The organism is Amycolatopsis sp. GA6-003 (assembly GCF_046267895.1).
In the GTDB taxonomy this organism is placed as follows: Bacteria; Actinomycetota; Actinomycetes; order Mycobacteriales; family Pseudonocardiaceae; genus Amycolatopsis.
In genome coordinates, this window is sequence record NZ_CP176499.1 from 4492509 (window position 1) to 4515773 (window position 23265).

Annotated in this window: 23 protein-coding genes; 12 read left to right on the forward strand and 11 right to left on the reverse strand. The window is 69.8% G+C overall.

The features are described 5' to 3' along the window. Positions 1-27: 27 nt before the first annotated feature. The gene (xrtP, locus tag F9C12_RS19880; RefSeq protein WP_409466865.1) at positions 28-564 is read right to left on the reverse strand and encodes an exosortase P; all 537 of its coding nucleotides are present in this window, start codon (positions 562-564) and stop codon (positions 28-30) included. 362 nt (positions 565-926) lie between these two features. Here xrtP and F9C12_RS19885 point away from each other — a divergent pair, with 362 nt between their 5' ends. From F9C12_RS19885 to wecB, 3 genes are all read left to right on the forward strand, one after another. Further along, on the forward strand, positions 927-1679 hold the full coding sequence (locus tag F9C12_RS19885; RefSeq protein ID WP_409183439.1) for a choice-of-anchor P family protein: 753 nt from the start codon (positions 927-929) through the stop codon (positions 1677-1679). Positions 1680-1700: 21 nt separating this feature from the next. Then, positions 1701-1880 (forward strand): LPXTG cell wall anchor domain-containing protein, encoded by a 180-nt coding sequence (locus F9C12_RS19890; protein ID WP_409183440.1) that lies wholly within the window; start codon positions 1701-1703, stop codon positions 1878-1880. Positions 1881-1948: 68 nt separating this feature from the next. After that, entirely contained in the window at positions 1949-3112 is a 1164-nt protein-coding gene (gene wecB, locus F9C12_RS19895; protein WP_409467035.1) for a non-hydrolyzing UDP-N-acetylglucosamine 2-epimerase, read from the forward strand. Here the strand turns inward: wecB and tsaD are convergent. The 3 genes from tsaD to tsaB are packed head-to-tail and all read right to left on the reverse strand — an operon-like array spanning position 3093 to position 5283. Beyond that, positions 3093-4139 (reverse strand): tRNA (adenosine(37)-N6)-threonylcarbamoyltransferase complex transferase subunit TsaD, encoded by a 1047-nt coding sequence (tsaD, locus tag F9C12_RS19900; RefSeq protein WP_409466866.1) that lies wholly within the window; start codon positions 4137-4139, stop codon positions 3093-3095. The genes wecB and tsaD overlap by 20 nt on opposite strands. After that, positions 4139-4621, reverse strand: coding sequence for a ribosomal protein S18-alanine N-acetyltransferase (gene rimI, locus F9C12_RS19905; protein WP_409183442.1), 483 nt, complete (start codon positions 4619-4621; stop codon positions 4139-4141). Before rimI ends, tsaD begins: the two co-directional genes overlap by 1 nt. Next, positions 4618-5283 (reverse strand): tRNA (adenosine(37)-N6)-threonylcarbamoyltransferase complex dimerization subunit type 1 TsaB, encoded by a 666-nt coding sequence (tsaB, locus tag F9C12_RS19910; RefSeq protein ID WP_409466867.1) that lies wholly within the window; start codon positions 5281-5283, stop codon positions 4618-4620. The genes rimI and tsaB overlap by 4 nt, the downstream gene beginning before the upstream one ends. 268 nt (positions 5284-5551) lie before the next feature. On the opposite strand from tsaB, the gene F9C12_RS19915 reads away from it, so the two are divergent. The 8 genes from F9C12_RS19915 to F9C12_RS19950 all read left to right on the forward strand — a co-directional run bounded on the left by F9C12_RS19915 (position 5552) and on the right by F9C12_RS19950 (position 13963). Then, the gene (locus F9C12_RS19915) at positions 5552-6034 is read left to right on the forward strand and encodes a PE domain-containing protein (protein WP_409466868.1); all 483 of its coding nucleotides are present in this window, start codon (positions 5552-5554) and stop codon (positions 6032-6034) included. A gap of 4 nt (positions 6035-6038) precedes the next feature. Next, the gene (locus tag F9C12_RS19920; RefSeq protein ID WP_409466869.1) at positions 6039-6632 is read left to right on the forward strand and encodes a DUF3558 domain-containing protein; all 594 of its coding nucleotides are present in this window, start codon (positions 6039-6041) and stop codon (positions 6630-6632) included. Next, entirely contained in the window at positions 6632-7297 is a 666-nt protein-coding gene (locus F9C12_RS19925; RefSeq protein WP_409466870.1) for a DUF3558 domain-containing protein, read from the forward strand. Before F9C12_RS19920 ends, F9C12_RS19925 begins: the two co-directional genes overlap by 1 nt. After that, positions 7297-8595, forward strand: coding sequence for a hypothetical protein (locus F9C12_RS19930; RefSeq protein ID WP_409466871.1), 1299 nt, complete (start codon positions 7297-7299; stop codon positions 8593-8595). Before F9C12_RS19925 ends, F9C12_RS19930 begins: the two co-directional genes overlap by 1 nt. A 2-nt stretch (positions 8596-8597) precedes the next feature. After that, positions 8598-9344 (forward strand): ESX secretion-associated protein EspG, encoded by a 747-nt coding sequence (locus F9C12_RS19935; RefSeq protein WP_409466872.1) that lies wholly within the window; start codon positions 8598-8600, stop codon positions 9342-9344. Between the two features lie 108 nt (positions 9345-9452). Further along, complete coding sequence (locus F9C12_RS19940; protein WP_409466873.1) at positions 9453-10874, forward strand: acyl-CoA synthetase; 1422 nt, start codon at positions 9453-9455, stop codon at positions 10872-10874. Then, on the forward strand, positions 10871-12187 hold the full coding sequence (locus F9C12_RS19945) for a carboxyl transferase domain-containing protein (protein WP_409466874.1): 1317 nt from the start codon (positions 10871-10873) through the stop codon (positions 12185-12187). Before F9C12_RS19940 ends, F9C12_RS19945 begins: the two co-directional genes overlap by 4 nt. A 366-nt stretch (positions 12188-12553) precedes the next feature. Continuing rightward, positions 12554-13963 carry an MFS transporter gene (locus F9C12_RS19950; RefSeq protein ID WP_409183452.1) on the forward strand — a complete coding sequence of 470 codons (1410 nt, stop codon included), beginning with the start codon at positions 12554-12556 and terminating at the stop codon, positions 13961-13963. Between the two features lie 82 nt (positions 13964-14045). Here F9C12_RS19950 and F9C12_RS19955 read toward each other — a convergent pair whose 3' ends face one another. Continuing rightward, positions 14046-15410 (reverse strand): neutral zinc metallopeptidase, encoded by a 1365-nt coding sequence (locus F9C12_RS19955; protein ID WP_409466875.1) that lies wholly within the window; start codon positions 15408-15410, stop codon positions 14046-14048. A gap of 91 nt (positions 15411-15501) precedes the next feature. On the opposite strand from F9C12_RS19955, the gene F9C12_RS19960 reads away from it, so the two are divergent. Then, entirely contained in the window at positions 15502-17160 is a 1659-nt protein-coding gene (locus F9C12_RS19960; protein ID WP_409466876.1) for a DUF2207 domain-containing protein, read from the forward strand. A 21-nt stretch (positions 17161-17181) separates the two neighbouring features. Here the strand turns inward: F9C12_RS19960 and tsaE are convergent, their stop codons facing one another. From tsaE to F9C12_RS19990, 6 genes are read right to left on the reverse strand one after another with little or no spacing between them, the layout of a single operon-like run. After that, positions 17182-17610 (reverse strand): tRNA (adenosine(37)-N6)-threonylcarbamoyltransferase complex ATPase subunit type 1 TsaE, encoded by a 429-nt coding sequence (gene tsaE / locus F9C12_RS19965; RefSeq protein ID WP_409467036.1) that lies wholly within the window; start codon positions 17608-17610, stop codon positions 17182-17184. Positions 17611-17633: 23 nt separating this feature from the next. Next, positions 17634-18722, reverse strand: a complete 1089-nt coding sequence (locus F9C12_RS19970; protein WP_409183456.1) for an alpha/beta fold hydrolase — start codon at positions 18720-18722, stop codon at positions 17634-17636. Next, positions 18719-19840, reverse strand: a complete 1122-nt coding sequence (gene alr, locus F9C12_RS19975; protein WP_409183457.1) for an alanine racemase — start codon at positions 19838-19840, stop codon at positions 18719-18721. Before alr ends, F9C12_RS19970 begins: the two co-directional genes overlap by 4 nt. A gap of 29 nt (positions 19841-19869) precedes the next feature. Beyond that, entirely contained in the window at positions 19870-20970 is a 1101-nt protein-coding gene (locus F9C12_RS19980) for an ABC transporter ATP-binding protein (RefSeq protein WP_409183458.1), read from the reverse strand. 3 nt (positions 20971-20973) lie between these two features. Further along, on the reverse strand, positions 20974-22407 hold the full coding sequence (xylB, locus tag F9C12_RS19985) for a xylulokinase (protein ID WP_409466877.1): 1434 nt from the start codon (positions 22405-22407) through the stop codon (positions 20974-20976). Then, on the reverse strand, positions 22397-23221 hold the full coding sequence (locus tag F9C12_RS19990) for a DeoR/GlpR family DNA-binding transcription regulator (RefSeq protein WP_409183460.1): 825 nt from the start codon (positions 23219-23221) through the stop codon (positions 22397-22399). Before F9C12_RS19990 ends, xylB begins: the two co-directional genes overlap by 11 nt. Between the last annotated feature and the right edge of the window lie 44 nt (positions 23222-23265).

Here is a 23265-nt window from a genome sequence, read left to right on the forward strand (position 1 = left end):
ACAGCAGGATCTTCAGACCGGAGTCGCTCACGCCGCGGCCCGCTTCTCGGCCTTCGTCTTCCGGGTCGCCAGCCAGACGAACAGCACCAGCGAGATCGCGCCGCCGATGACGCTGACCAGCGAGCCGAGCAGGGTGTGGCCCCAGTAGTAGCCCTCGTCGGTGCCGAGCCCGTTGACCAGCCCGACGATGGTGAAAATCCGTAACTGATTAACCAGAATCACCGCGATCGCGGCAATCCCCAGCGAGAAAAAGAGCCGGCGGGCATTCCTCGGCCGGAACCACAGAAGTGCGGCGGTCACTAATATCAAGGGTAGAAGAAGGAAAACCGACGAGCATTCCGGAGTCATCCGCAACCCGAATGGAGTGTCGCCAGACAACCCGAAGTAGACCGATTCGCGGTTTCCGGCCACATAGACCCCCGATGAGGTGAAAACCTGGAGGATGGCCCCGGCCAGCCGCACCTCCAGTTCGCGGTACCCGCGTTCCACGAGCACCAGCACCACCCCCGCGGCGAGCACCCCGGACACCGCGATGAGCAGCGGAAACCGGGATGCGCCTGACACCGGCGCGTTGACTGCTGTCACGACGACCCTCTCGAGAAGAAACCCAGCGGCACCGGGGCGGGCCCTGCCACGGTCGTGTCCGTGCCGGCGTCCGCCCTTCGTCGGGCAGCCCCGTTCCGGGGACGCCCGAGCACCTTTCGGCATATTCTTACCTATGCTTGCTACTCCGTTCGGGTGATGCTTCACGCAACCTGGGGAAATGCGGATTCCGTATCACCCGATGTGGTGATCTGGCGAAAAAACTGTGCAATTCCGGAAACCTCCGCCGATAACCGATCCGCGTGCCGACTCTTGCTCAGCGGGATTCGTCCGTGCAGCGGCTCGCCCTGAGAAAAATCGGAGGACCAGTGAAGAGACACCTCGTGCGACGAGGCGGAATGCTCGCCGTTGTCGTGGCGAGCATCGCCCTGGCCGGAGCTGCTCCGGCCAGCGCCGCTCCCGGCGACGGGTCGGCCTACGGCGTCGACGTCAACGTGACGCTGCTCGGCCAGCCCGCGGTGCACCTCGGCCCGCTCGCGGCCGCGAACACAGGCGGCCCGACGGAAAACACCGCGGTCTCCGCGAACGTTCCCGGCGTGCTCACCACCGGCGTGATCACCACGTCCGCAGTGCGCGACGACAACTCCGGCGCGGTCACCTCGAAGGCGTCCGTCGCCGACGTCGGGCTGCCGCTGCTCAAGGCCGCTGTGGGCGACGTCGGCGCGAAGGCGGTCGAGGCCGTCTGCACCGCCACCCAGGAAGGCGTCAAGGGCAGCACCACGCTGGTCGGCGCGAGCCTCGGCAGCCTCGGTGCCGTCGACGCCAACCCGGCCCCGAACACCGCACTGAAGGTCCAGGTCGGCCCGCTGCACGTGGCGACGCTGATCCTGAACGAGCAGATCAAGAACAGCGACGGCAGCCTCACTGTCAACGCGCTGCACCTGAAGCTGCTCGGCGGCGACGCGCTGGGCGCGCTCGGCTCGGGCGACGTGATCCTCTCCTCGGCGACCTGCGGCCCGGCCGCTCCGCCGATGCCGCTCGCCTCGGGTGCCGGCATGTGGATCGGCTTCGGCGTGGTCGCCGCGATCGCGGTGCCGGTCGGCCTGCGCTTCACCCGCCGTCGTTCGGCCGCCTGACCCTGGTGAGGTGATGGACCGATGTACAAGATGCCTGGCGCCGGGGTCGGCGTCGCCGGTGGTGGGGTGGGCACCCTCGCCGCCACCGGCGCCGACGTCGGCTGGTGGGTCGCGGTCGGCGTGGCGCTGGTGCTCCTCGGGATCGCCGCGCTGATCGCCGTCCGCCGCCGGAATCGGCGGTTCGCCCGCCTGGACGGCTGAAGAATCCGGGCTGCCGGCGCGAACCCGCCGGCAGCCCGGATTTCCGGGACACTCGAAGGGTGAAAACGTTGGACGTGATGCTGCTGGCCGGCACGCGGCCGGAAGCGGTGAAGCTCGCGCCGCTCGCGCTGGCCCTGGACGCCCGGCCCGGGTTGCGGCCGCTCGTCGTGCACAGCGGTCAGCACCAGGGCATGGTCGAACAGGCGCTGGCCCCGTTCGAGGTCGAGATCGACGCGTGGCTCGACGTGCCGCCGCGGGTGTCCGGCACCCAGGCGGAACTGGTGTCCGGCCTGCTGCCCGCGCTCGACGCCGCACTACGGCGGTACCAGCCGTCCGCGGTCGTCGTGCAGGGCGACACCACCACCGGGCTGGCCGGCGCGCTCGCCGCGTTCTGGCTCGGCATTCCAGTGGTGCACCTCGAAGCCGGACTGCGTACGCACGATCTGGCGGCGCCGTTCCCTGAGGAGGGAACGCGCCAGATGATCTCGCGGATCGCAGCGCTGCACTTGGTCCCGACGGCGGCTGCTGGCGCGGCGTTGCTGGCCGAAGGCGTACCGGCGGAGCGAATCACGCGTACTGGCAACACAGTCGTGGACGCCGTGCTGGCGGTGGCCGCGCGGGACTTGCCCGCTCGCGATCCGGCGCTTGCCTTGCTGGAGATGGGAATCGCCGAAGCGGGCGAACAGCTGGTGCTGGTGACGTCGCATCGCCGCGAGTCGTGGGGCGAGCCGTTGACGCGCACGCTGACCGCCGTGCGCCAGATCGTCGAGGCCCATCCGCGCGTCCAGGTGCTCTTCCCGGTGCACCCGAATCCGGCTGTGCGGCAACAGGTTGAGGAAGTGCTGGGCGGGGTCCCGCGAGTGACGGTGACCGAGCCGTTGGAGTACCCCGACCTCGTGCGTGCGCTGCGGTTGGCGTCGCTCGTGCTGACGGATTCCGGTGGTATTCAAGAGGAAGCGCCGACGTTCGGCACGCCGGTGCTGGTGCTGCGCGACACTACGGAACGCCCGGAGGCCGTCGAAGCCGGTTGTGCTTGGCTGGTCGGCACCGACACGGAGCTGATCACCAACACTGCCGCGCGCCTTCTTCGCGGCGAGATCAGCGCTGCGGCGGCAGCGAATCCGTACGGAAACGGTTCCGCGGCCGCTCAGTCTGTTTTGGCGATCGAGGCCCTGCTAGGGGTTTCCGAGGCGTCCGCCGCTCTGGTGAGTCCTAAAGGGACACAACGTTGACCGGAAGTCCCGGGTTCGCCGAGAAGTCCAGCGGCGCCACGGGCCGGCCCGCCGCCACCACGTGCGCCCCCAATGCCGCGATCATCGCGCCATTGTCCGTGCACAAGCGGGGCCGCGGCACGCGCAGTTCGATCCCCGCCTCCGCGCACCGTTCCGCCGCCAGCTCCGAAAGCCGCGAATTCGCTGCCACGCCACCGGAAATCACCAGCGTTCCGATGTTCTGTTCGCGCGCGGCGCGGATCGCCTTCGCGGTAAGCACGTCCGCGACTGCTTCCTGAAAAGACGCCGCGACGTCGTTCACCGGCACCGTGTCGCCAGCGCGCTCGGCGGTCTCCACCCAGCGCGCCACCGCGGTTTTCAAGCCAGAGAAGGAAAAGTCGAACTTCGCGTCACGCGGACCAGTCATCCCGCGCGGGAACGCGATCGCCTTCGGGTTGCCCTGCTTGGCCGCCTTGTCGATCGGCGGCCCGCCCGGGTACGGAAGCTCCAGCACGCGCGCGACCTTGTCGTACGCCTCGCCCGCCGCGTCGTCCACAGTGGACCCAAGCTCGGTGATGGCCGACGCGATGTCGTCCACTCGCAACAGTTGCGTGTGCCCGCCGGAAACCAGCAACGCCAACACCGGCGTCGGCAACGGGCCGTGCTGCAACGTGTCCACCGCGATGTGCCCGGCAAGGTGATTCACGCCGTACAGCGGCACATCCAGCGCGGTCGCATACGCCTTCGCCGCCGAAACGCCCACCAGCAACGCACCCGCGAGACCCGGCCCGGCCGTCACCGCGATCGCGTCCACATCAGACAGTTTCAGCCCGGCCGTGGCGAACGCGCGTTCGGCGGTCGGCACCATCGCTTCGAGATGCGCGCGGCTGGCGACCTCGGGCACGACCCCGCCGAAGCGAGCGTGCTGGTCCACACTGGACGCGACCTCGTCGGCGAGGAGTTCGACCGTGCCGTCTTCGTGCAGCCGGACGAGGCCGACGCCGGTCTCGTCGCAGGAGCTTTCGATGCCCATGATGACGCGCGCCATCAGCCGGCCACCTCGTCTCGTGCCGGGGCCTGCGCGGGGCGGGCCATGGTGAACGCGTCAGCGCCGGAGGGCTGGTAGTAACGCTTCCGGATGCCGAGTTTCTGGAAACCGTGCGCTTCGTACAGCTTCACGGCGGGGTCGTTGTCCGTACGCACCTCAAGGAACACAGCCGCGTGCAGCTCGTCCGCGCGCGCCAGCAACGCACGAAGCAGCGCCTTGCCGATGCCCTGCCCTTGCGCCTCCGGCACCACGCCGATCGTGTGGACGCTCGCTTCGTAGTCTCCGCGGCGCCCGACCACCGCGAGCCCCGCGTACCCAAGCAGCGTCTTCCCGTCGTCCGACCGCGCGGCCAGGTAGTAATGCCCCTGGTCGAGCTCGGAATGGAAGGCGCGCGCACTCCACGGGTCGTCGCCGGGAAAGAGGATTTTTTCGATCTCCGCACACCTCACGACGTCAGCGCGGCGCAACTGGTCGAGCTTCACAGCGCCGTCACCCTCTTGCGAGCCGTGGGCTCGACAGCGTCCGGACGACGCAAGTACAACGGCGTCAACGGCTCCGGCTCCGCGCGCTCGAGAAGCGCCGTACGCGCAACGCGCACCAACCCAGCCGGCGACGGAAACCGCGGCTCGATCGGCACCACGCCCACCGCCGCCGCGTACTGCAAGGCACCGTCGCCTGCCGCAACGCGAATGTCAGTCTCGATGTCCGCGGGCCGCTGTACGTGGGGACCGTCCGTACGCACGCCCGAAGCGTCGTACGCAGCCCAGTAGACCTCGCGACGCCGCGCGTCCGTGAAGACGAGAAACGGCTTCTCCGTGCGTACGACGTCCGCCGCGATCGCGTCGAGACTGCACACCGGGTACGCCGGAATGCCGAGCGCGTGCGCGTACGCAGCCGCCGTGGCCATGCCAGCCCGCAGTCCAGTGAAGGGACCCGGCCCGACGCCGCACACGATCGCGTCAAGCTCGCGAAGCGTGACGCCCGCCGCCTCCGCAGCAGCCAACGCGTGCGGGGCGATCAACTCGCCGTGCGCCCGAGGATCCACCGTGACGCGATCCGCCCGGGTCACGAGCCCAGCCTCGTCGACGGCAACGATGCCCGCCGTCACCGCCGGAGTAGCCGTGTCGATCGCCAATACCAGCACGATTTCCCAGGATAGCGCTGGTCCGATGGGGACTGGGGAGCGGGCGGGTGGGTTTTCGGGGGGTTGGAAGAATACGTTCCGTGACTAAGCAGTGTCGGTCTTGGTTTTCCCTGGTTCGCGCTCAACGCAGCTAAGGCAATCCCCCAGGCGAGCTTGGGACACCTGCCCGGCTTGGGGGATTTTGTCCGCACGCGGAACCTCGACCGATTAAGCTCAGTCACAGCATCGGCAGTCGCAAGAGCCGCCGGGAGCGAGGGGGAGCGTCATCGTGGGCAATGGGCAGTCGAGCCAGCCGGTGGACGGGCGCGCCGGGTACGTCGACCCCGAAGAGCAGGCCAAACGCGACCGCCAGGACAAGCAGTTCGGCGAAGCGATGAACTCCAACGGCGTGCGGGTCTACCAGCAGCGCGCGGCGGAGGACGCCAAGGTGAACGCCGCCGCGGCTGGTGGCGGGTTCAACATGGACATCGACGCGATGAAGGCCTTGCAGCCCAAGTGGCAGGAAATCGCGGACAAGCTCGACAACATGGCGCAAGCGGGCGGGCAGTTGAAAATCGTGCCCCCACCTGCCGACGATCCGGCCAGCACGATGCAGAAGAAGGCCGCCGACGGTCATGCTGACGCATATGTGGCCAGCCTTCAGCAACAGCGGGCCTACGCACAGGGTTACGCGGACAAGCTGAAAGACGCCATCGCCAAGTACGAGAACCAGGACCACGCCAATACCGCCAGCCTGCGCAAGCAAGGATGAACCGGTGAAGCCTTTCGCCCTCGCCGCGACCGGCGGCCTCGTCCTGCTCGCCGTCACCGCCTGCTCCTCGAACCCAGGCAATCCGGTTCCGGCGACAGCCGCGTCGTCGCCGGCACCGACGAGCACCACGCGCAGCGTGCCCAAGGTGAACAACCCGCTCGACGCCACCAAATACGAGCAGAACCCCTGCTCCCTGCTCAGCCAAGCCCAGGCGACCGAGGTCATCAAGGCCGTCCGCAACCGCCAAGGCCAAGGCGTCGTCGCTCCTATCTGCAGCTGGTACGACGCCGACAACAATCGGGTGGGCCTCGGACTGCTCCCCGGACAGGGCGGCCTCGCCGGCGCCTACACCAACAGCGACAGCGAATCCGGATACTTCGAACCCGCCCCCGACGTCAACGGCTACCCGGCCGTCTTCGCGGGCACCACCGACGACCGGAAACGCGGCGGCTGCCAAATCGCCGTCGGAATCAAAGACGACGAGGCCTTCACGAGCTCGGTCGCGCTCCGGACGACCTCACCGCTCTACAACGACCCGTGCTCGCTTGCGGTGAAAACAGCTGCGGCTGCTCTCACCACGATCAAGGCGGGGGCCTGATGGCAAACCGCATTGTGCTGGACGTCATCCGCGTTCGCGACGCCGACAGCTCCGTGGCCACCGGGCCTGAGTCAGCGAAACCGGTCGCCTTCGCCGCAGCCGGGAGTCTCCTTCTGCTCTCCTTGACTGCCTGTTCCTCGACTCCGGGGACCTCGGTCGCAGCGACGCCCGAGTCGGCTTCGCCGACGAGCGCGACGCGCAGCGTGCCCAAGGTGAACAACCCGCTCAACGCCACCAAATACGAGCAGAACCCCTGCTCCCTGCTCAGCCAAGCCCAGGCGACCGAAGTCATCAACGCCGTCCGCCACCGGCAAGGGCAGGGCCTCGTCGCACCCCTGTGCACCTGGTACGACGACCGGGACAACAGCGTCGGCCTCGGGTTGCTCCCCGGACAGGGCGGCCTGGCCGGCGCCTACGCCAACAGCGACAGCAAATCCGGCTACTTCGAGGTCGCTCCAGACGTCAACGGCTATCCCGCCGTCTTCGCGGGCACCACCGACGACCGCAAGCGCGGCGGCTGCCAGATCGCGGTCGGGATCAAAGACGACGAAACCTTCACCGCCTCCGTGATGCTCGACAAATCTTTCCCCGGCTACGACGACCCGTGCGCGCTGGCGACGAAAACCGCCGCCGCTGCCGTCACCACTATCAAGGCAGGTGCTTGATGGCCAACCTCACCCCGCAGGAAATCGTTCGCCTGGTCAAATCGGGCAAGGGTTCCGGCGGCATGTTCCACGGTTCCGACCAGTCCGCGGCGCTCTCCGCGCAGCACGAGGACATCGCCAACGAGATGCGGCAGCTTCAGAGCGCGATGGACGAGTACTGGAAGGGCGACGCCGCCGGCCGGGCCTACGTCGGGGCCGGGCCGCTGGTCCAGGCGTCCCAGACCAGTGGCCAGCACCTCGCACAGGCCCAGGCGCTCTACTCCGGCCAGGGCGGTTCCTTCGACGGGCTGCGCAGCAAAATCGAGTCCGTCGGCGATCTCGGAGACAAGCCGGCGGACGACTGGGTCAGCGACACTCCCTTGTCGTTCATGTCCAACCGGGCCGACGAAATCGAGGCGTGGGAGAAGAAGGCGCAAGAGGTCGTCAACAGTTACCAGGCGTATCACGGGGAGTCCACGGAAAACTCCGCCCGCTGGGCAGACCCGTCGCAATACGGGCAGCTCGCTCTCCCCTCCGCGGGCGGTGACTTCACCATCACCCAGCCCGGCGGCACCGGGACCGCTCACCTGCCCGCGCACTACACCCCGGGCGGGCCCGGCGGCACCTACTCCGAGGGCGGCTACGTCAGCGGCAATACCGGCAACACCGGCCACACCACCAGCACCGGCGACAACACCGGCAGCACCACCCACCGCGACCACACCAGCGATCGCACCGGTCCGCCGGGGACGTTGCCTCCCTCGGAGACCCATCGGTGGGATCCGGGGCGCTACACCCCGCCTCCCGGCAATCCGCCGGAGTCGGGGCGGCACGTGCCGCCTGCGAATCTGCCGGACGACACTCGGACGTCCGGTTACGTTCCGCCGGATTTGACCAGCACTGGCAACCCCACCAACACCAGCAACCCCAGCTCCTGGTCGTTCAACAACAGCACCGGAAACCCCAGTGGCGGCAACAGCTTCTACTCCCCTGGGCTCCCGGGAACCGGCGGCGGCAACGCGGGCAGCCTCAGCAACGGCAACGGCAACGGCGGCGGAAACGCGGGCAACAACGTCGGCCGAGGAGCGGGAACCGGCGTCGGGCCCAACGCCGAGAGCCTCGCACGAGGTGGCGCGGCAGCGGGAGCCAACGGGCGCGCGGGCGCACCGGGAGGCATGGGCGCGATGGGCCACGGGCAGAAGGGCGAAGGGGAAGAAGACCTCGTCCACGAAACCGCCGACTACCTGGTCGAGCAAGACCCGGACGCGGCGCTCATCGGGGATCTTCCCAAGGCGGTGCCGCCGGTGATCGGGCTCTGACGATGCTCGTGCTCACCCGCGAGGTGGTGTTCCCTGCCGACTGCTTGCCCCTCGCGGCGGAACTGGCTGGGGTTTCGCTCCCGGCGGCGCTCGCGCCCGACCCGCTGTGGCGCGATCCCGAGGAGATGCGCGCGTACCGCGAAGCCGCGGTGAGCGCCATGGCGGACCAAGGGGTCTGGGGACGCGGTGGGCTGGACGAGACGTTCGCCCGGACGATGACCGTGCTGTGCCGGGGAGCCAGTGAGCTGTCGGCGACCGTCGAGAGCGGGCGGGAGCGGCGGTATCGGCTGGTCGTCGCGGCCTTGGGCAAGGACGCGGTGCTGGCCTGTCACATGCCGTCGACCAGCACGGTGGTGTTGCGGCCCGCCCGGGCGGAGGCGCTGGCGGAGGACCTGATCCGGGAGCTGCCGCGAGTCCAGCCTGCGCGAGGGCAGGCCGTGTCGGTCCCGGAATCGGCGTTGAACCTGGCCATCGACGGCGGTCCGGCCCGCCAGGACGTCCGGCATCTGCTCGACATCGCCGCGTTGCCCCGCGCCGGCGGCGGGCAGATCACCGCGGGCGTACGCGACGGGCTCGGCGGGCGGCGGATCAGCGGGCGCGACATCTGCACGTATTACGACACCGAGCACGGGCGCTACCTGTTCTCGTTCTCCGAAACCGACGGCGGCGAGCGGTACGTGAACGTCGCCCCGGCCCGGTACGAAACGATGGTCGAGCGGGTGCGCGCGCTGCTCGATAATCTCGCCTGAACCTGGGTACCCCTGACAATCAGGATCTGTGAATCGCATCGCAGGTGGCGACCGCCGCCAGGCGGTACGGTGCGGTCCAGGTGCCGGTGACGCAGGAGGTCCGCGAAAGTGCCCGATCCGCTGTTTCCCGCAGTCGCCGCCGGATCCGGCAAGGAAGCGCTGCGCTTCGGCGACCGAAAACTCACCTACGCCGAACTCGGCGCGGTCGCCGGGGCGCTGGCCGCCGAACTGCCCGCGGACCGCCGGATCGCGGTCTGGGCGACCCCGACCTTGCACACGAGCGTCGCGGTGGTCGCCGCGCTGCTCGCCGGAGTTCCGGTGGTACCGCTCAACCCCAAGATCGGCGAACGCGAACTCGGCCACATCCTCGCCGACAGCGAGCCCGCGCTGGTGCTCGCCGAACCCGGCGTCGAACTGCCTGCCGCGCTGGACCTGCCGCGGCGCGACATTCCGCTGGAGGGCGACGGGAAGCCGCCGTCCGGCGAGCCCGACGCCGAAGCGCCCGCGTTCATCGTCTACACCTCCGGCACGACCGGCCCGCCCAAGGGCGTCGTGCTCCCCCGCCGCGCGATCGCGAGCACGCTCGACGCGCTCGAGGACGCCTGGCAGTGGACTGCCGACGACGTGCTCGTCCACGGCCTGCCGCTGTTCCACGTCCACGGCCTGATCCTCGGCATCCTCGGACCGCTGCGCCGCGGCGGCTCCGTCCGGCACCTGGGGCGGTTCTCGCTCGAAGGCGTCACCGAGGAACTCGCGAACGGCGCGACGATGCTGTTCGGCGTCCCGACGATGTACCACCGCATCGCCGAAGCGGTCGCGACCGACGAAGCCCTCGCCGACGCGCTCAAGTCCGCGCGGCTGCTGGTGTCCGGCTCGGCCGCACTGCCGGTGCACGACCACCAGCGGATCACCGCCGCGACCGGACAGCAGGTCATCGAGCGCTACGGCATGACCGAAACCCTGATGAACACCAGCGTCCGCGCCGACGGCGAGCGCAAGCCGGGTTCGGTCGGCGTTCCGCTGGCCGGGGTCGATCTGCGGCTGGTCGACGAGACCGGGACTCCGGTAGAAGAGCCGGACGCGGTCGGCGAGATCCAGGTCCGCGGGCCGAATCTGTTCACCGAATACCTCAACCGCCCGGACGCGACCGCCGCCGCGCTCGACGGCGACTGGTTCCGCACCGGCGACATGGCCACCCGCGACCCCGACGGGTACGTCCGCATCGTCGGCCGCAAGGCCACCGACCTGATCAAGAGCGGCGGCTACAAGATCGGCGCGGGCGAGATCGAGAACGCGTTGCTGGAACACCCGAACGTCGCCGAGGCGGCGGTGACCGGCGAACCGGACGACGACCTCGGCGAGCGGATCGTCGCGTGGGTCGTGCCGGACGGCGCGCGCCCGACGGTCGAGGAACTCGCCGACCACGTGGCGAAACTGCTCGCCCCGCACAAGCGGCCCCGCGTCGTGCGGTACCTGGATGCGTTGCCGCGCAACGACATGGGCAAGGTCATGAAACGAGCGCTGGGATGAGGACCACCGCGCGCGAGCTGCTGGCCGGCATCTCCACCGGGTTCACCGACCTGTCCCTTCCGGACACTCCAGCGGACGACCCGCTCGGCTGGCCGGGATATCTCCAGGCTCGGGCCGCAGCCGCCGCGCGCACCGGCGAGACCGAATCGGTCGTCGTCGGGGAAGCCCGGATCGGTGCCGTGCCGACGGTGCTGATCGCCTGGGAGTTCGGCTTCCTCGGCGGTTCGATCGGCCAGCAGACCGGCGACCGCGTCGAGGCCGCCTTCGCCCACGCGAAGGAGCGTGGACTGCCGGTGGTTTCGCTGGTCGCGACCGGCGGCAGCCGGATGCAGCACGGCATGCGCGCGCTCTCCCAGCTCCAACGCATCGCGCGCGCCGCCGCGGAAGCACGCGCGGCGGGCGTCCCGCAGATTTCCGTCCTGTGCGATCCATCCACCGGCGGCGGCTGGGCGACGCTCGGTGCCGGTTCCGATGTCGTGTTAGGACTCCCCGACGCACAGGTCGGTTTCGCGGGCTCTCGCGTACGGCCAGCGACGTCTCCGGCCGAGGCGTACACCGTCGAAGCGAAGCTGGAGTGGGGTCAGGTCGACCGTCTCGTTGAGACCGAAGAGCTGGGTGCCGTACTCGCGCGCTGGCTACAGCTGTTGGCTTCGCCGTCGACAGAGCCCGCTCCCCCGCCTAACGCCCGTCGCGACGCCGCGTTGCCCGAGACCGGCTGGGACGCCGTACGCGCAGCGCGCGCTTCTTCGCGAGCGCGCGCACCCGAGTACCTCGACGCGTACTTCGACTGGCGAGAGAACGTACAAGGCGACCGTGCCGGTCATGTGGACGAAGGCGTCCAATGTGGCTTCGGCTGGCGAGAAGGCCGCGCGATCGCGTACGCCGCACAATGCGGCACCGCGACGCGTCCAGCCGGATTCCGTACCGCAGCCCGGCTCGTGCGGCTGGCGTCCCGGCTAGGGATTCCGGTGCTGACCCTGGTGGACACTCCCGGCGCGGCGAACGACGCGGAAGCGGAAGAAAACGGGGCCGGACCAGCGATCGCGGAACTGTTCGAGGCGATCGCCACCGCCGCGGTGCCGGTCACGACGCTGGTGATCGGCGAAGGCGGTTCGGGTGGCGCGCTGGCTTTCGCCGCCGCGGGCGCGACGTGGATCGCCCCGGACGCCTACTTCTCGGTCACTTCCCCGGAAGCCGCGGCGGCGATCCTCAAACGCCCGATGACCGACGTGCCGGCCGTGGCCGACCAGCTGCGGTTGCGTCCGCAGGACCTGGTCGGCCTCGGCCTGGCCGTCGGAATCGTCAAGCCTTAAGACAGGTCACGCCTCGACGGCGCGGACCCGCCACTTGCGCTGCGCGTAGGACGCGAGGGTGGCCGCTACAGCGACTCCCGCGGTTGCACAGCTTGCGATGGCCACGAATACTGCCGTCATTGCGGCTCCTCCTCACGGGTTGCGCGCGTCACTGCCGTCGGCGAATCCGGGTGATCCGCTGGCCGACGCGAGCGAGTTGATGGGGTTTTACAGGTATCTACCTGCTACAACGCATGCTCCCCGGTCGGCGTTACCTCCGCTACCCCCGAGCGGGAGTGAGACGCATCACGTTAGGCTTTGGACCGCTCGCGGTAGGTGATGGCGGGGGCTCTGCGCAGTGAGTCCTGAAAACGCGAAGGGAGCGATGTGACAGAGGCAGCAGACGGGAGGGGGCCGTCGGGCGGCGCCACCGTCACGGACGACGCGACAATGCGCCGGGCGGTCGGCGCGGCCGCGGTCGGCAACATCACCGAGTGGTTCGATTTCGGGGTCTACGGCTACCTCTCCACCACCATCGAGGCGCAGTTCTTCCCGCCCGGCAATCCCGCGCTGGCCCAGCTCGCGACGTTCGCGACCTTCGCGGTGGCGTTCCTGGTCCGCCCGCTCGGCGGCCTGTTCTTCGGTCCGCTCGGCGACAAGATCGGCCGGACCAAGGTGCTCGCGGTGACCGTCATCCTGATGGCGACCGGCACGTTCCTCATCGGACTGATCCCGTCGTACTCCTCGATCGGGCTGGCCGCGCCGATCCTGCTGGTCTGCGCGCGGGTCCTGCAGGGCTTCTCCACCGGCGGCGAGTACGCCGGCGCGATGACGTTCATCGCCGAGTACAGCCCGGACCGCCGCCGCGGCTACTTCGGCAGCTTCCTGGAGTTCGGCACCTTCATCGGCTACGCGCTGGGCGCGACCGTCTCGTCGGTGCTCCCGCTGGTTTCCACGCCGGCCTTCATGGACACCTGGGGCTGGCGGATCCCGTTCATGGTGGCGCTTCCGCTCGGCATCGTCGGGGTCTACCTCCGGACGAAGCTCGAGGAGACGCCGGCCTTCCAGCAGCTGCTCGACGAATCCGGCAAGCGCGAGGACGCCGAGTCCCAGCACGTCGTCCGCACGATCTTCAGCAAGTACTGGCCGACGATGCTGCTGGCCGGCGGGCTCGTGGTGACCTGGAACGTCACCAACTACATGCTCACCAGCTATATGCCGACTTACCTCAAGGACGACCGCACGATGTCCGCGAACGGCGGGCAGGCCATTTCGGCGACCGCGGCGGAATGGCTGCAGATCGGGGTGCTGTGGCTGGGCGTGCTGCTCATCCCGCTGCTCGGCAGGCTCAGCGACAAGGTCGGCCGCAAGCCGATCCTGTGGGTCGGCGCCGGCGGGCTGATCGTGCTCGGCCTTCCGATGGTGCTGCTGCTCAAGAGCGGGTCGCTGCTCTCGGTGCTGCTCGGCCTGGTCCTGATGGGACTGCTGCTGATCTGCTTCTCCTCGACCTGCCCGTCCACGCTCCCCGCGCTGTTCCCGACCGAGGTCCGCTACGGCGGGTTGTCGATCTCGTTCAACATCTTCGTGTCCGCGTTCGCCGGGACGGTGTCGCTGGTGATGAGCGCGCTGGTGCTGGCGACCGGGGATCTCAAGTGGCCGGGGTACTACCTGATGATCGCGGGCGTGGTCGGCGTGCTCACGCTGCTGAAGCTGAAGGAAACCGCGAAGAGGCCGCTGCTCGGGTCTGCTCCGGCGCTGTCCGCTTCGGAGGACGCGGCGGCCAGGGCCAGCCAGTAACCGCTTGCCGAGCTGAGAAGGGCCCCTCGCGTTCGAGGGGCCCTTCTTGGCGTTCAGGCCGCTTGCAGCTCGTCGCGGCGGGTCAGGCCACGTCGGAGGAGTTCGCCGTCCAGGTGTTGCACTGCTGGGTGCGGTTCTTCGTCGCCCCCTGGCGCCACCAGGCGGCGGAGTGCTCGTCGGTGCCGTGGTCGCGAGGACCGCCGCCGTGGTCCCCGCGGTCCTCGGAGTTCCAGGCCTCGTTGTAGATGTTGCGGTCGATCGACCCGCCCGCGCTGGACGACGCACCGAGGAACATGCCGGAGAAGCACTGCGCCTGCAGTTCCAGACGGCGGGACAGCTCCAGCCCGGCGGCGGAGTCGGCCCCCGCGTCGTACCGCTGCTCGCTCATCGCCTCCTCGACGCCGGACAGGTTCTGCACGTGGTGACCGTATTCGTGGGCCAGCACCGCGAGGTAGACGCCGGGATGCGCGCCGTATTCCTCGATCTGGAGCTTGTCCATCGGCATGTAGATGGTCCCGTTCGTCGGGCAGTAGTAGGCGGCGAAATTGTCACCGGACGAACTGCACGGGCTTTGCATCTGGCCGGACTGCGCGACCACCAGGTTCGGGCCGTCGAACGGAAGGCCGGCGTCGCCGAGCACCGGCGCCCACACCGTGTTCAGGCAGCGGATGCCGGACTGGAAGAACCGTTCCGCGCCTGCCCGGTCCGAACTCCAGCGGCTGAGCGTGCACGCCACGTTTCGCAATCCGGCGTCGGCGCTGGCGAACAGCGGGTTCCGCGCGGTCTCCTTCACCGGTCGCGGGCCGCGGGGCGCCGGCGGGGCCTCGGACGCCGGTTCCGAGTGGCTGGTGGTTGCGCGGGTTGCCCTGCTTGTCGAGGTGGTCGTGGCCGAAGTGCTGCTTTCGGTGGGGTACCGGGTGGGCGACGTTTCGCTGGAGATTGAGGAATACGTCGGCGGCGTGGTGCTCGCCGCGTCGACGCGCTTGTCTTTGTGCACGGCCGCACCGAGCGCTGCCAGTCCCCCGAGGACCAGCACGATCGCACCGAGCACCGAGACCAGCACGATCACCCCGGCGTGCTTCTTCTTCGGCGGGCGCCCTGCACGGTAGCCGTCGAGCCGGGTTCCCGCGTCGAATGCCGGTGCGGGCACCCCAGGGGACGCGGCGAATGGTCCCGGTGCCGGAGCGACCTGCGGCGGCGGCAGCGGCGCGGCAGGCGGCGGCAGCGGAACTGCCGGTCCGGCAGCGGGAAACGGCGGTCCGGGAGGGAACTGCTGAGCCGGCGGCCCGCCCGGAAACTGCTGTCCCGGCGGAATCCCCGGCCCCGCCATCGCGCCGCCTGGCATCCCGGCGCCCGGCGGCATCCCCGGCGGCAGCGGCCGCGGCGGCGGGAGCGGGGCGGCTCCCGGCGGAACCGGATAAGGACCGCCTTGCGGTGGCCAGGTCATCGTTCCCCCTGCGATTGCGTGATTCGCGTAATCCGGCTTTTTTCACTGCCGGGGCACCCAGCCTAGCCGGTGTGCTCTAGGCTCTGCTGCCGTGGCGAGGAAATGGGTTTCCGCGGCGGCGATCGCGGCATTGGCGGTGCTCTCCGGCCTGAGTCCGGCGGCGGCCTTCTCCGGAACCGGTCGGCATTCCGAGAATGCGCAAGCGGCCCCCGAAGCGACTGCGGAAATCGCACTTAAACTGTTGCGCGACGGCGGCTTCCAGGTCACCGAGAAGGTGACTGTCCCAGGCGGACAGCGGCTGGTGTCCACCTTGCCGCTGCGGCTGCCCGCCGACGACGGGCAGGACCTGCGCTACACGATGCGGGACGCGAAGGCCACCGGCGGCGCCGCCGTCGCGCAGGCCGACGACCAGTTGACGCTCACCTTCGGCGCGGGCGAATCCACCGTCGTCTACACACTCGCCGGCGCCCTCGCCGACCAGGGCGGCGGCCAGCAGGTGCGCGCGCTCGTCGCGGGCGGCTTCGACCAGCCGGTGAAGGAAATCAAGGCGTCCTTCCTCGCCCCGGCCCGGCAGATGGCGCCGGTGACCTGTTCGGTCGGCGCGAACCAGCCGTGCACGCTGTCCGAGGTCGACCACACCGGCGTGCTGCGGCTGCAGCAGAACGATTTGCCGCCGGGCGCGCGGATGGAACTGTCGGTCGGGCTGCCGCCGGGCACCGCGCCGGCGAATGCCGATTTCGTGCCGGCCAGCGCATTGGCGGCGGCATTCTCGCTCACCTTGCCGTCCGTCATCGGATTCGCCGTGGTTGCCGTTTTGCTGATTGCCGCCGCGCTATTCGTATGGCGGCGCCGAAAGCAAGACGAACTCGCGACCAGCACCGGCGATACCACAATTGAAGTTCTTTTGCGGGAAAACGGCCGAACTTGGTTCGCTTCTCCGGACGGGGTGCTTCCCGGGCAGATCGGCACCGTGATGGACGAGTCGGTGGACCCGGTGGACATCGCGGCCACCGTCGTCGATCTGGCGGTGCGGAATTACCTGTGGCTGGCCGAGCTTCCCGGTCCGGACTGGCAGATCTCCCGGCGGAACCCGCCGGACGAGCACCTGCGCGATTTCGAGCGGGTGGTCTATGAAACGCTGCTGCCGGAAGGAACCGACACCGTCCTGCTGTCCCGGCTGAACGATCTCGACACGGCACCGATCCAGGACTCCATGTACCGGGACGTCGTTGCCAGCCAATGGTTCTCGCGTCGTCCGGACACCTCGCGCGGGGTGCTGGCGCTGCCCGGCATCCTGCTGTTCGTGCTCGGCTTGGTCGTGACGGCGGTGCTTTCGTTCACCGTCGGGCACGCGCTGCTGGGCGTCGCGGTGGCGCTCGCCGGCCTGGGTCTCGCCGCGGCTCGCGCGCTGCTGCCGTCCCGCACCGCCCGCGGCCGCGCAGTCGCCGGCCAGATCCGCGGGCTGTTGCGCTACCTGCACCGGGTGCGCGCGGAAGACATCGAACGCCCGGAGGACCGCGAGATGGTGTTCTCCCGTTCTCTGCCGTACGCGGTGGTGCTCGGCGACACCGAACGCTGGCTCGGCGCGTTCGCCGAGGTGGACCCGGACGCGGACGGCCAGGCCGGCCTCTCCTGGTACGGCGGCGTCGAACAGGACGACGACCTGCGTCGCTTCGGCCCTCGGCTGCTGGCCTTCCTGACCGCGCTCAACCACGCGCTGACGAAGGAACCGTCGAAAACCGGGTCGTAGCGGATTGCCGGACGGGAAGCGCTAGGCCGCTCGCAGCTCGGCGACCCGGGTGGTCCAGGAGCCGTGCGGTTCCAGCACGACCGTCCGGGTGTCGTCGTCGTGCCGGGTCAGCCGGACCACCAGGTGGTCCTCCGACAGCCGCTCCGCGCTGCCCTCGCCCCACTCGACAACCACCGCGGACGATTCCAGGTCGGTGTCCAGATCGAGATCGTCCAACTGGGACAGATCGCCGCCGAGCCGGTACGCGTCCACGTGGATCAGCGGCACTCCGGCCGCACCGGCGGCGTGCACTCGCGCCAGCACGAAGGTCGGCGAACTGACCCGCCCGCCGACGCCGAGCCCGTCCGCGATGCCGCGGGTCAGCGTTGTCTTCCCGGCCCCGAGCGGACCGTCCAGCAGCACCAGATCGCCCGCGCGCAGGGCCGCGCCCAGCGTTCGCCCGAAGGCCATCGTGTCCTCGGGGGTTTCCAGAATCACCTTGTCCACCACCAGTTTCGCCGGTTCGGCGCGGCGCTGCCGGCACAGCGCTGCAGCAGGTCGATGAGATGGCTGTTCACCAGCTCGGGCTGTTCGAGCTGCACCATGTGCCCGGCTCCGCGCACGCGCACCAGCTCGGCGTCCGGCAGCTCGGCGGCGATCCGCTCGGCGTGCGCGAACGGCGTGAACCGGTCCGAGTCGCCGCCGATGACCAGCACCTGCGCGTGTTTCAGCCCGGCCAGCACAGCGTAGCGATTGTGGCTGCCGAGGGTGTCCACGAAGTTGATCAGCCCGCGCACCGGCGTGACAGCGAGCATTTCCAGCATGAAGTCGACCAAGCGCGGCGAGACATCGCGGCTGCCGAACGCGAGCCGGCGCACTGCCTGCCGGGTCAGCTGACCGCCGGCCGCGCGCACGAACTCCACCAACCCGGGTTGCCACCCAGCCAGCTCGCCGACGCCGCGCGTGAGCGGGTTGTACTTGGACAGCAACGGCCTCGGCAACCCGCGTGCGCCGACTTCGCCGGCCGCGGTCGCGATGAAGGCGACGCCGCAGACGCGGTCCTCGAAGAGGTCTGGCCGTTGCGCGGCCAGCTCCATGATCACCATGCCGCCCATGGAATGTCCCATGAGGACAATCGGTCCTTCGGGAACTATCGCGCGCAGCACGCTGTCGAGGTCGTGCGCGAGCTGTTCGATCGTCGACGTCTCTGTGGACGCTTCTCCGGACAGGCCGTGTCCGCGATGGTCGAAGTAGACCTGCCGTACGCGGGGCAGCCGCAGCGAAGCGAAGTCGCGACGCTGGAAGTGCCACGAGAGCCGCGAAAGCGCGAAGCCGTGTACGCCGACGAGAGTCAGCTCCGGCTTCTCGCCGTCTTCAGGGTCGATCTCCTCGACCGACAGCGGCGTACCGTCTTCAGCCGCGACAGTGGACGTACGGTCCGGCTTCAGCTCGCCCAGCGGTTCGTCGGCGAACGGGTCCTCGGTCGGTTTGCGTTGCTGCGACGCGACAACTGCCGCTGCCGCACCCGTCACTACCGCTCCGACTCCGCCGACGATCGCCCACAGCCGCGTCGACGGAGTCACGCCCGCTCCCCCACATACCGGCGGCGTACGCGCGGCCGGTACATCGAGGTGACGATCTCGTAGTCGATGGTGCCGAGCTTGTCCGCCCATTCGCGCGCGGTCGGTTCGCCGGAGCGACCGGCCCCGAACAGCACGACCTCGTCCCCGATCCGGGGCACGTCCTCATTGCCGACGTTCACCACGAGCTGGTCCATGCAGATCCGCCCGACGACCGGCCGCCGTTTCCCGCCCAGCCAGACGTCCATCCGCCCGGACAGCGTGCGCGGCACCCCGTCGGCGTATCCGACGGGCACGAGCGCGAGCGTGGTGTCCTCCGGCGCGGTCCAGGTGTGGCCGTAGGAGACCGAGTCACCGGCCGCCAGCGGCTTGGTGAGCACCACGGTCGACCGGAACGTCATCACCGGCCGCAGGTCGTCGTCGGTGGGCACCGGGTTGAGGCCGTACATCGCGATGCCCGGGCGGACCAGGTCGAAGTGCAGGTCGGGCCGGGTGAGCGTGGCCGCGGAATTGGCCAGGTGCCGGATCGGGTCGAGACCGGCCGCGCGAGCCGCGTCGTAGGCCTCGGCGAACAGCTTCGCCTGCGCGTCGATCGACGCGTGCCCCAGTTCGTCGGCGCAGGCCAGGTGCGACCAGATGGCCACGACCTCGACGCCGCGCGCGTTGGCCGCCGCCTCGGCCAGCGCTGGCCAGTCGGCGGGCGGGCAGCCGTTGCGGGACAGCCCGGTGTCGATTTTGAGGTGCACGCGGGCGCGCTTTCCGGCGCGTTCCGCCGCGGCGTCGACCCGGGCCAGCTCGCTGAGAGAGCTGACGCCGAGGTCGACGTCCGCCTCGATGCCGGGGGTGAAATCCAGCTCCGGCACGTCCAGCCAGCTGAACAGCCGCACCGACAATCCCGCGGCCCGCAGGTCAAGGGCTTCCTGCAGCGAGCAGGTGCCGAGCCAGCTCGCGCCAGCCTCGACCGCGGCGCGGCCGACGGGAACCGCGCCGTGGCCGTACCCGTCGCCCTTGACCACGCACATCACGGCCGCACCGGGGGCCCGGGCGGCCAGCAAAGAAACGTTGTGCCGCAGTGCGCCGAGATCGATCACCGTCTCGGCGTGCGGAGAACTGGCAGTCATAACGACTGCCAGTTTCCCACGCTATCGGCTCAGGAGAGACGCTGGCCGGACGTGCCGGAGAACACGTGCAGCTCGTCCGGACGGATCCGCAGGTGCAGGGTGTCGCCCATGGCCGGCGGCGTACGCGGGTCGACGCGGGCGACCACGTTGCGTGACGATCCCTCGGCGCTTTCCGCGACGCCCGCGCCGAGCTTGCCGTAGACGTAAGCGTCCGAGCCCAGCTCTTCGACCAGCTCGACCTTGATCGGCAGCGCGCCGGCGGTGTCGGTGGTGACCTCCAGCGACTCCGGGCGGAAACCGATGGTGACCGTGTCGCCGTCGGCCGCGGACCGGACCTCGGGCTTGAGCGGCACCTGCACGCCGCCGACCTCGGCACCGTCCGCGGTCAGCTTCGCGGCGACCAGGTTCATCGCCGGGGAGCCGATGAACCCCGCGACGAAAACGTTTGCGGGTCGGTCGTACAGGGCGCGCGGGGTGTCGCACTGCTGCAGCAGACCGTCCGACAGCACCGCGACCCGGTCACCCATCGTCATGGCCTCGACCTGGTCGTGGGTCACGTAAACGGTGGTGACGCCGAGCCGGCGCTGCAGCGCGGCGATCTGCGTACGGGTCGAGACGCGCAGCTTCGCGTCCAGGTTCGACAGCGGCTCGTCCATCAGGAAGACCTGCGGCTCGCGCACGATCGCGCGGCCCATCGCGACGCGCTGCCGCTGACCGCCGGACAGCGCCTTCGGCTTGCGGTCCAGGTACTGCTCGATGTCCAGCAGCTTCGCCGCGTCGAGCACCTTCTGCTTGATCTCCGACGCCGGCCGCCCGGCGATCTTCAGCGCGAAGCCCATGTTCTGCGCGACCGTCATGTGCGGGTACAGCGCGTAGTTCTGGAACACCATCGCGATGTCGCGCGAACGCGGCGGCAGCTGGGTGACGTCGCGGTCGCCGATCCAGACCGCGCCCTCGTCGATGTCCTCCAGCCCGGCGAGCATCCGCAGCGCGGTGGACTTGCCCGAACCCGACGGGCCGACCAGCACGAGGAACTCGCCGTCGGCGATTTCCAGGTCCAGCGCGTCGACAGCGGGACGCTCGGTCCCGGAATAGCGCCGGGTCGCCTTGTCGTAGGTGATGCTGGCCATCGGTCAGTCCTCTCCCAATTTCGCGGAAACCCCGTGCGCGGCCTCGCGCGCCTCGAGGTGGCGTTGCTGGATCTCGATGCCCGCGGCGCGCAGCGCCCCGGTCGGCCCGTCCAACACGAGCTGGTTCTTGGTTCCGGTCCACGCGGGCGGTTCGGCGGTGCCCGCGAGCGCCCAGGCGGCCTGCCGGGCGGCCCCCAGCGCGACGTACTCGCCGACCTCGGGAATCACGACGGGCAGGCCGAGCACGATCGGCGCGATCGCGCGCACCGCGGCGGACTGCGCGCCGCCGCCGATGAGCAGCACGCGCTTCACTTCCATGCCCTGCGCGCGCACCGCGTCGAGCCCGGCGGCCAACCCGCAGACCATGCCCTCGACGGTCGCCCGCGCGACGTTCTCCGGCGTCATGTTCGCCCTGGTCAGCCCGTGCAGCGAACCGGTCGCGCCGGGCAGGTTCGGGGTGCGCTCGCCGTCGAGGTACGGCAGCAGCGTGAGGCCGCCCGCGCCGGGTTCGGCGGCCAGTGCGAGCCGGTCGAATTCGGCCAGGTCGACTCCGAGCATCGCCGCGCCCGCGGTGAGCACGCGCGCGGCGTTGAGGGCGGCGGTCAGCGGGAGGAACCGGCCGGTGGCGTCGGCGAATCCGGCGACCAGGCCGCTCGCGTCCGCCGCGCCGGTCTCGGTGACGCCGAAAACCGTGCCGCTGGTGCCGATCGAGATCACCGCGTCGCCCGGGGCGAGTTCGAGCGCGAGGGCGGCGGCCATGTTGTCGCCGGTGCCCGCGGAGACGAGCATGCCGTCGCTGGTGTGTCCGGCGACGTCGGACGGGCCGAGCACGGTCGGCAGTTCCGGGGTGCGGCCGCCGAACGCGTGTGCGAGGACGTCCTGGCGATAAGTGTTGTCGGTTGGGGAGAAATAGCCGGTGCCGGAGGCGTCGCCGCGGTCGGTCACCGCGGTTTCCGGACGGCCGAGCAGCCGCCAGGTGAGCCAGTCGTGCGGCAGCAGAACGCGGGCGACGCGGTCGGCGTTTTCCGGTTCGTGCTCGGCGAGCCAGCGGAGCTTGGTGACGGTGAAGCTCGCGACTGGCACCAGCCCGACCGACTTCGCCCACACGCCGGGCCCGCCCAGCTCGTCGGTGAGGTCCTTGGCCGCCTGCGCGGAGCGAGTGTCGTTCCACAACAACGCGGGCCGGACCACCTCGCCGGCCTCGTCGAGGGTGACCATGCCGTGCTGCTGACCGCCGACGCCGATGGCCTTGACCCCGTCGAGAACGTCGCGAGTGGCGTCCGCAAACGCTTGCGCCCACGCTGCGGGGTCGACCTCGGTCCCGTCCGGGTGCGGTGCCCGGCCGGTCCGCACGACCTGGCCCGTACGCGCGTCGCAGACCACGACCTTGGTCGACTGGGTCGACGAATCGACCCCGGCCACCAGCTCAGCTGTCATAAAGCTGCCCCTCCTCGACGTACTCCGCGGCCTCGACCGCCGTTCCCGCGTTCAGCGCCGCCTCGATCTCCTCGGTCGGAGTGGCTTCGCTGGTGATCAGGAGGTCGTAATCGCCGACGGTGCCGTGCGCGTACGTCGCGGTGCGGCCGAACTTCGAATGGTCGAGCACCAGCACGTTGCGGTTCGCGGCGCGCAGCACGGCTTTCTTCAGCTCGGCGTAGTCGCGGACCGGGTGGAACAGCCTGCCCACCGCCACCGCGCTCACCGAGACGAACGCGATGTCCACGCGAATCCGCTCGAGCAGCGCGAGCACGTCGGGGCCGGAGCAGGAGTCGTACTCGGGGTCGTAGCGGCCGCCGGCGAGAAGCACGTCGACGCCGGCGCCCAGCAGGCGCGCGGCCTGCAGCGAGTTGGTGATGACGGTGAGGCGCTCGACCTTGGCCAGCCGTTCGACCAGCGGGAACAACGTGGTGGAGTCGTCAACGAACACCGCCTGGCCCGGCTCGACCTGCTGGATCGCGAGGTCGGCGAGCGCTTCCTTCTCCGCCGAGTGCAGCGTGAACCGGCTCGCGGTCTCCATGGTGAGCGCCGGGTACGCCTCTACCTTGCCGCGCAGCTTCCGCAGCAGCCGCTTGTCGGCGAGGTCGTCCAGGTCGCGGTGCATCGTCATAAGGCTGACGCCGAACCGTGCGGTGAGGTCGTCGATCCGGACTTCGCCCTGGTCGATGACGTAGTCGAGGATCTCCTGACGCCGCTGCTCCACCGCGGCGTCGGACGGGCGCGTCTTCGGCCGTCCTGGCGTGTCTCGACTCACATCTCGTTCTTACCAGATATCGCGAGCCGAGTTAACACGTAACT

Coding starts and splice junctions, on each gene's coding strand:
- F9C12_RS19955 (WP_409466875.1), bottom strand. CDS start 15,410: ATGACCTGGCCACCGCAAGGCGGTCCTTATCCGGTTCCGCCGGGAGCC.
- F9C12_RS19925 (WP_409466870.1), top strand. CDS start 6,632: ATGGCAAACCGCATTGTGCTGGACGTCATCCGCGTTCGCGACGCCGAC.
- alr (WP_409183457.1), bottom strand. CDS start 19,840: ATGACTGCCAGTTCTCCGCACGCCGAGACGGTGATCGATCTCGGCGCA.
- F9C12_RS19945 (WP_409466874.1), top strand. CDS start 10,871: ATGAGGACCACCGCGCGCGAGCTGCTGGCCGGCATCTCCACCGGGTTC.
- F9C12_RS19935 (WP_409466872.1), top strand. CDS start 8,598: ATGCTCGTGCTCACCCGCGAGGTGGTGTTCCCTGCCGACTGCTTGCCC.
- F9C12_RS19930 (WP_409466871.1), top strand. CDS start 7,297: ATGGCCAACCTCACCCCGCAGGAAATCGTTCGCCTGGTCAAATCGGGC.
- xylB (WP_409466877.1), bottom strand. CDS start 22,407: ATGACAGCTGAGCTGGTGGCCGGGGTCGATTCGTCGACCCAGTCGACC.
- F9C12_RS19980 (WP_409183458.1), bottom strand. CDS start 20,970: ATGGCCAGCATCACCTACGACAAGGCGACCCGGCGCTATTCCGGGACC.
- F9C12_RS19890 (WP_409183440.1), top strand. CDS start 1,701: ATGTACAAGATGCCTGGCGCCGGGGTCGGCGTCGCCGGTGGTGGGGTG.
- tsaD (WP_409466866.1), bottom strand. CDS start 4,139: ATGGCGCGCGTCATCATGGGCATCGAAAGCTCCTGCGACGAGACCGGC.
- tsaE (WP_409467036.1), bottom strand. CDS start 17,610: ATGGCCTTCGGGCGAACGCTGGGCGCGGCCCTGCGCGCGGGCGATCTG.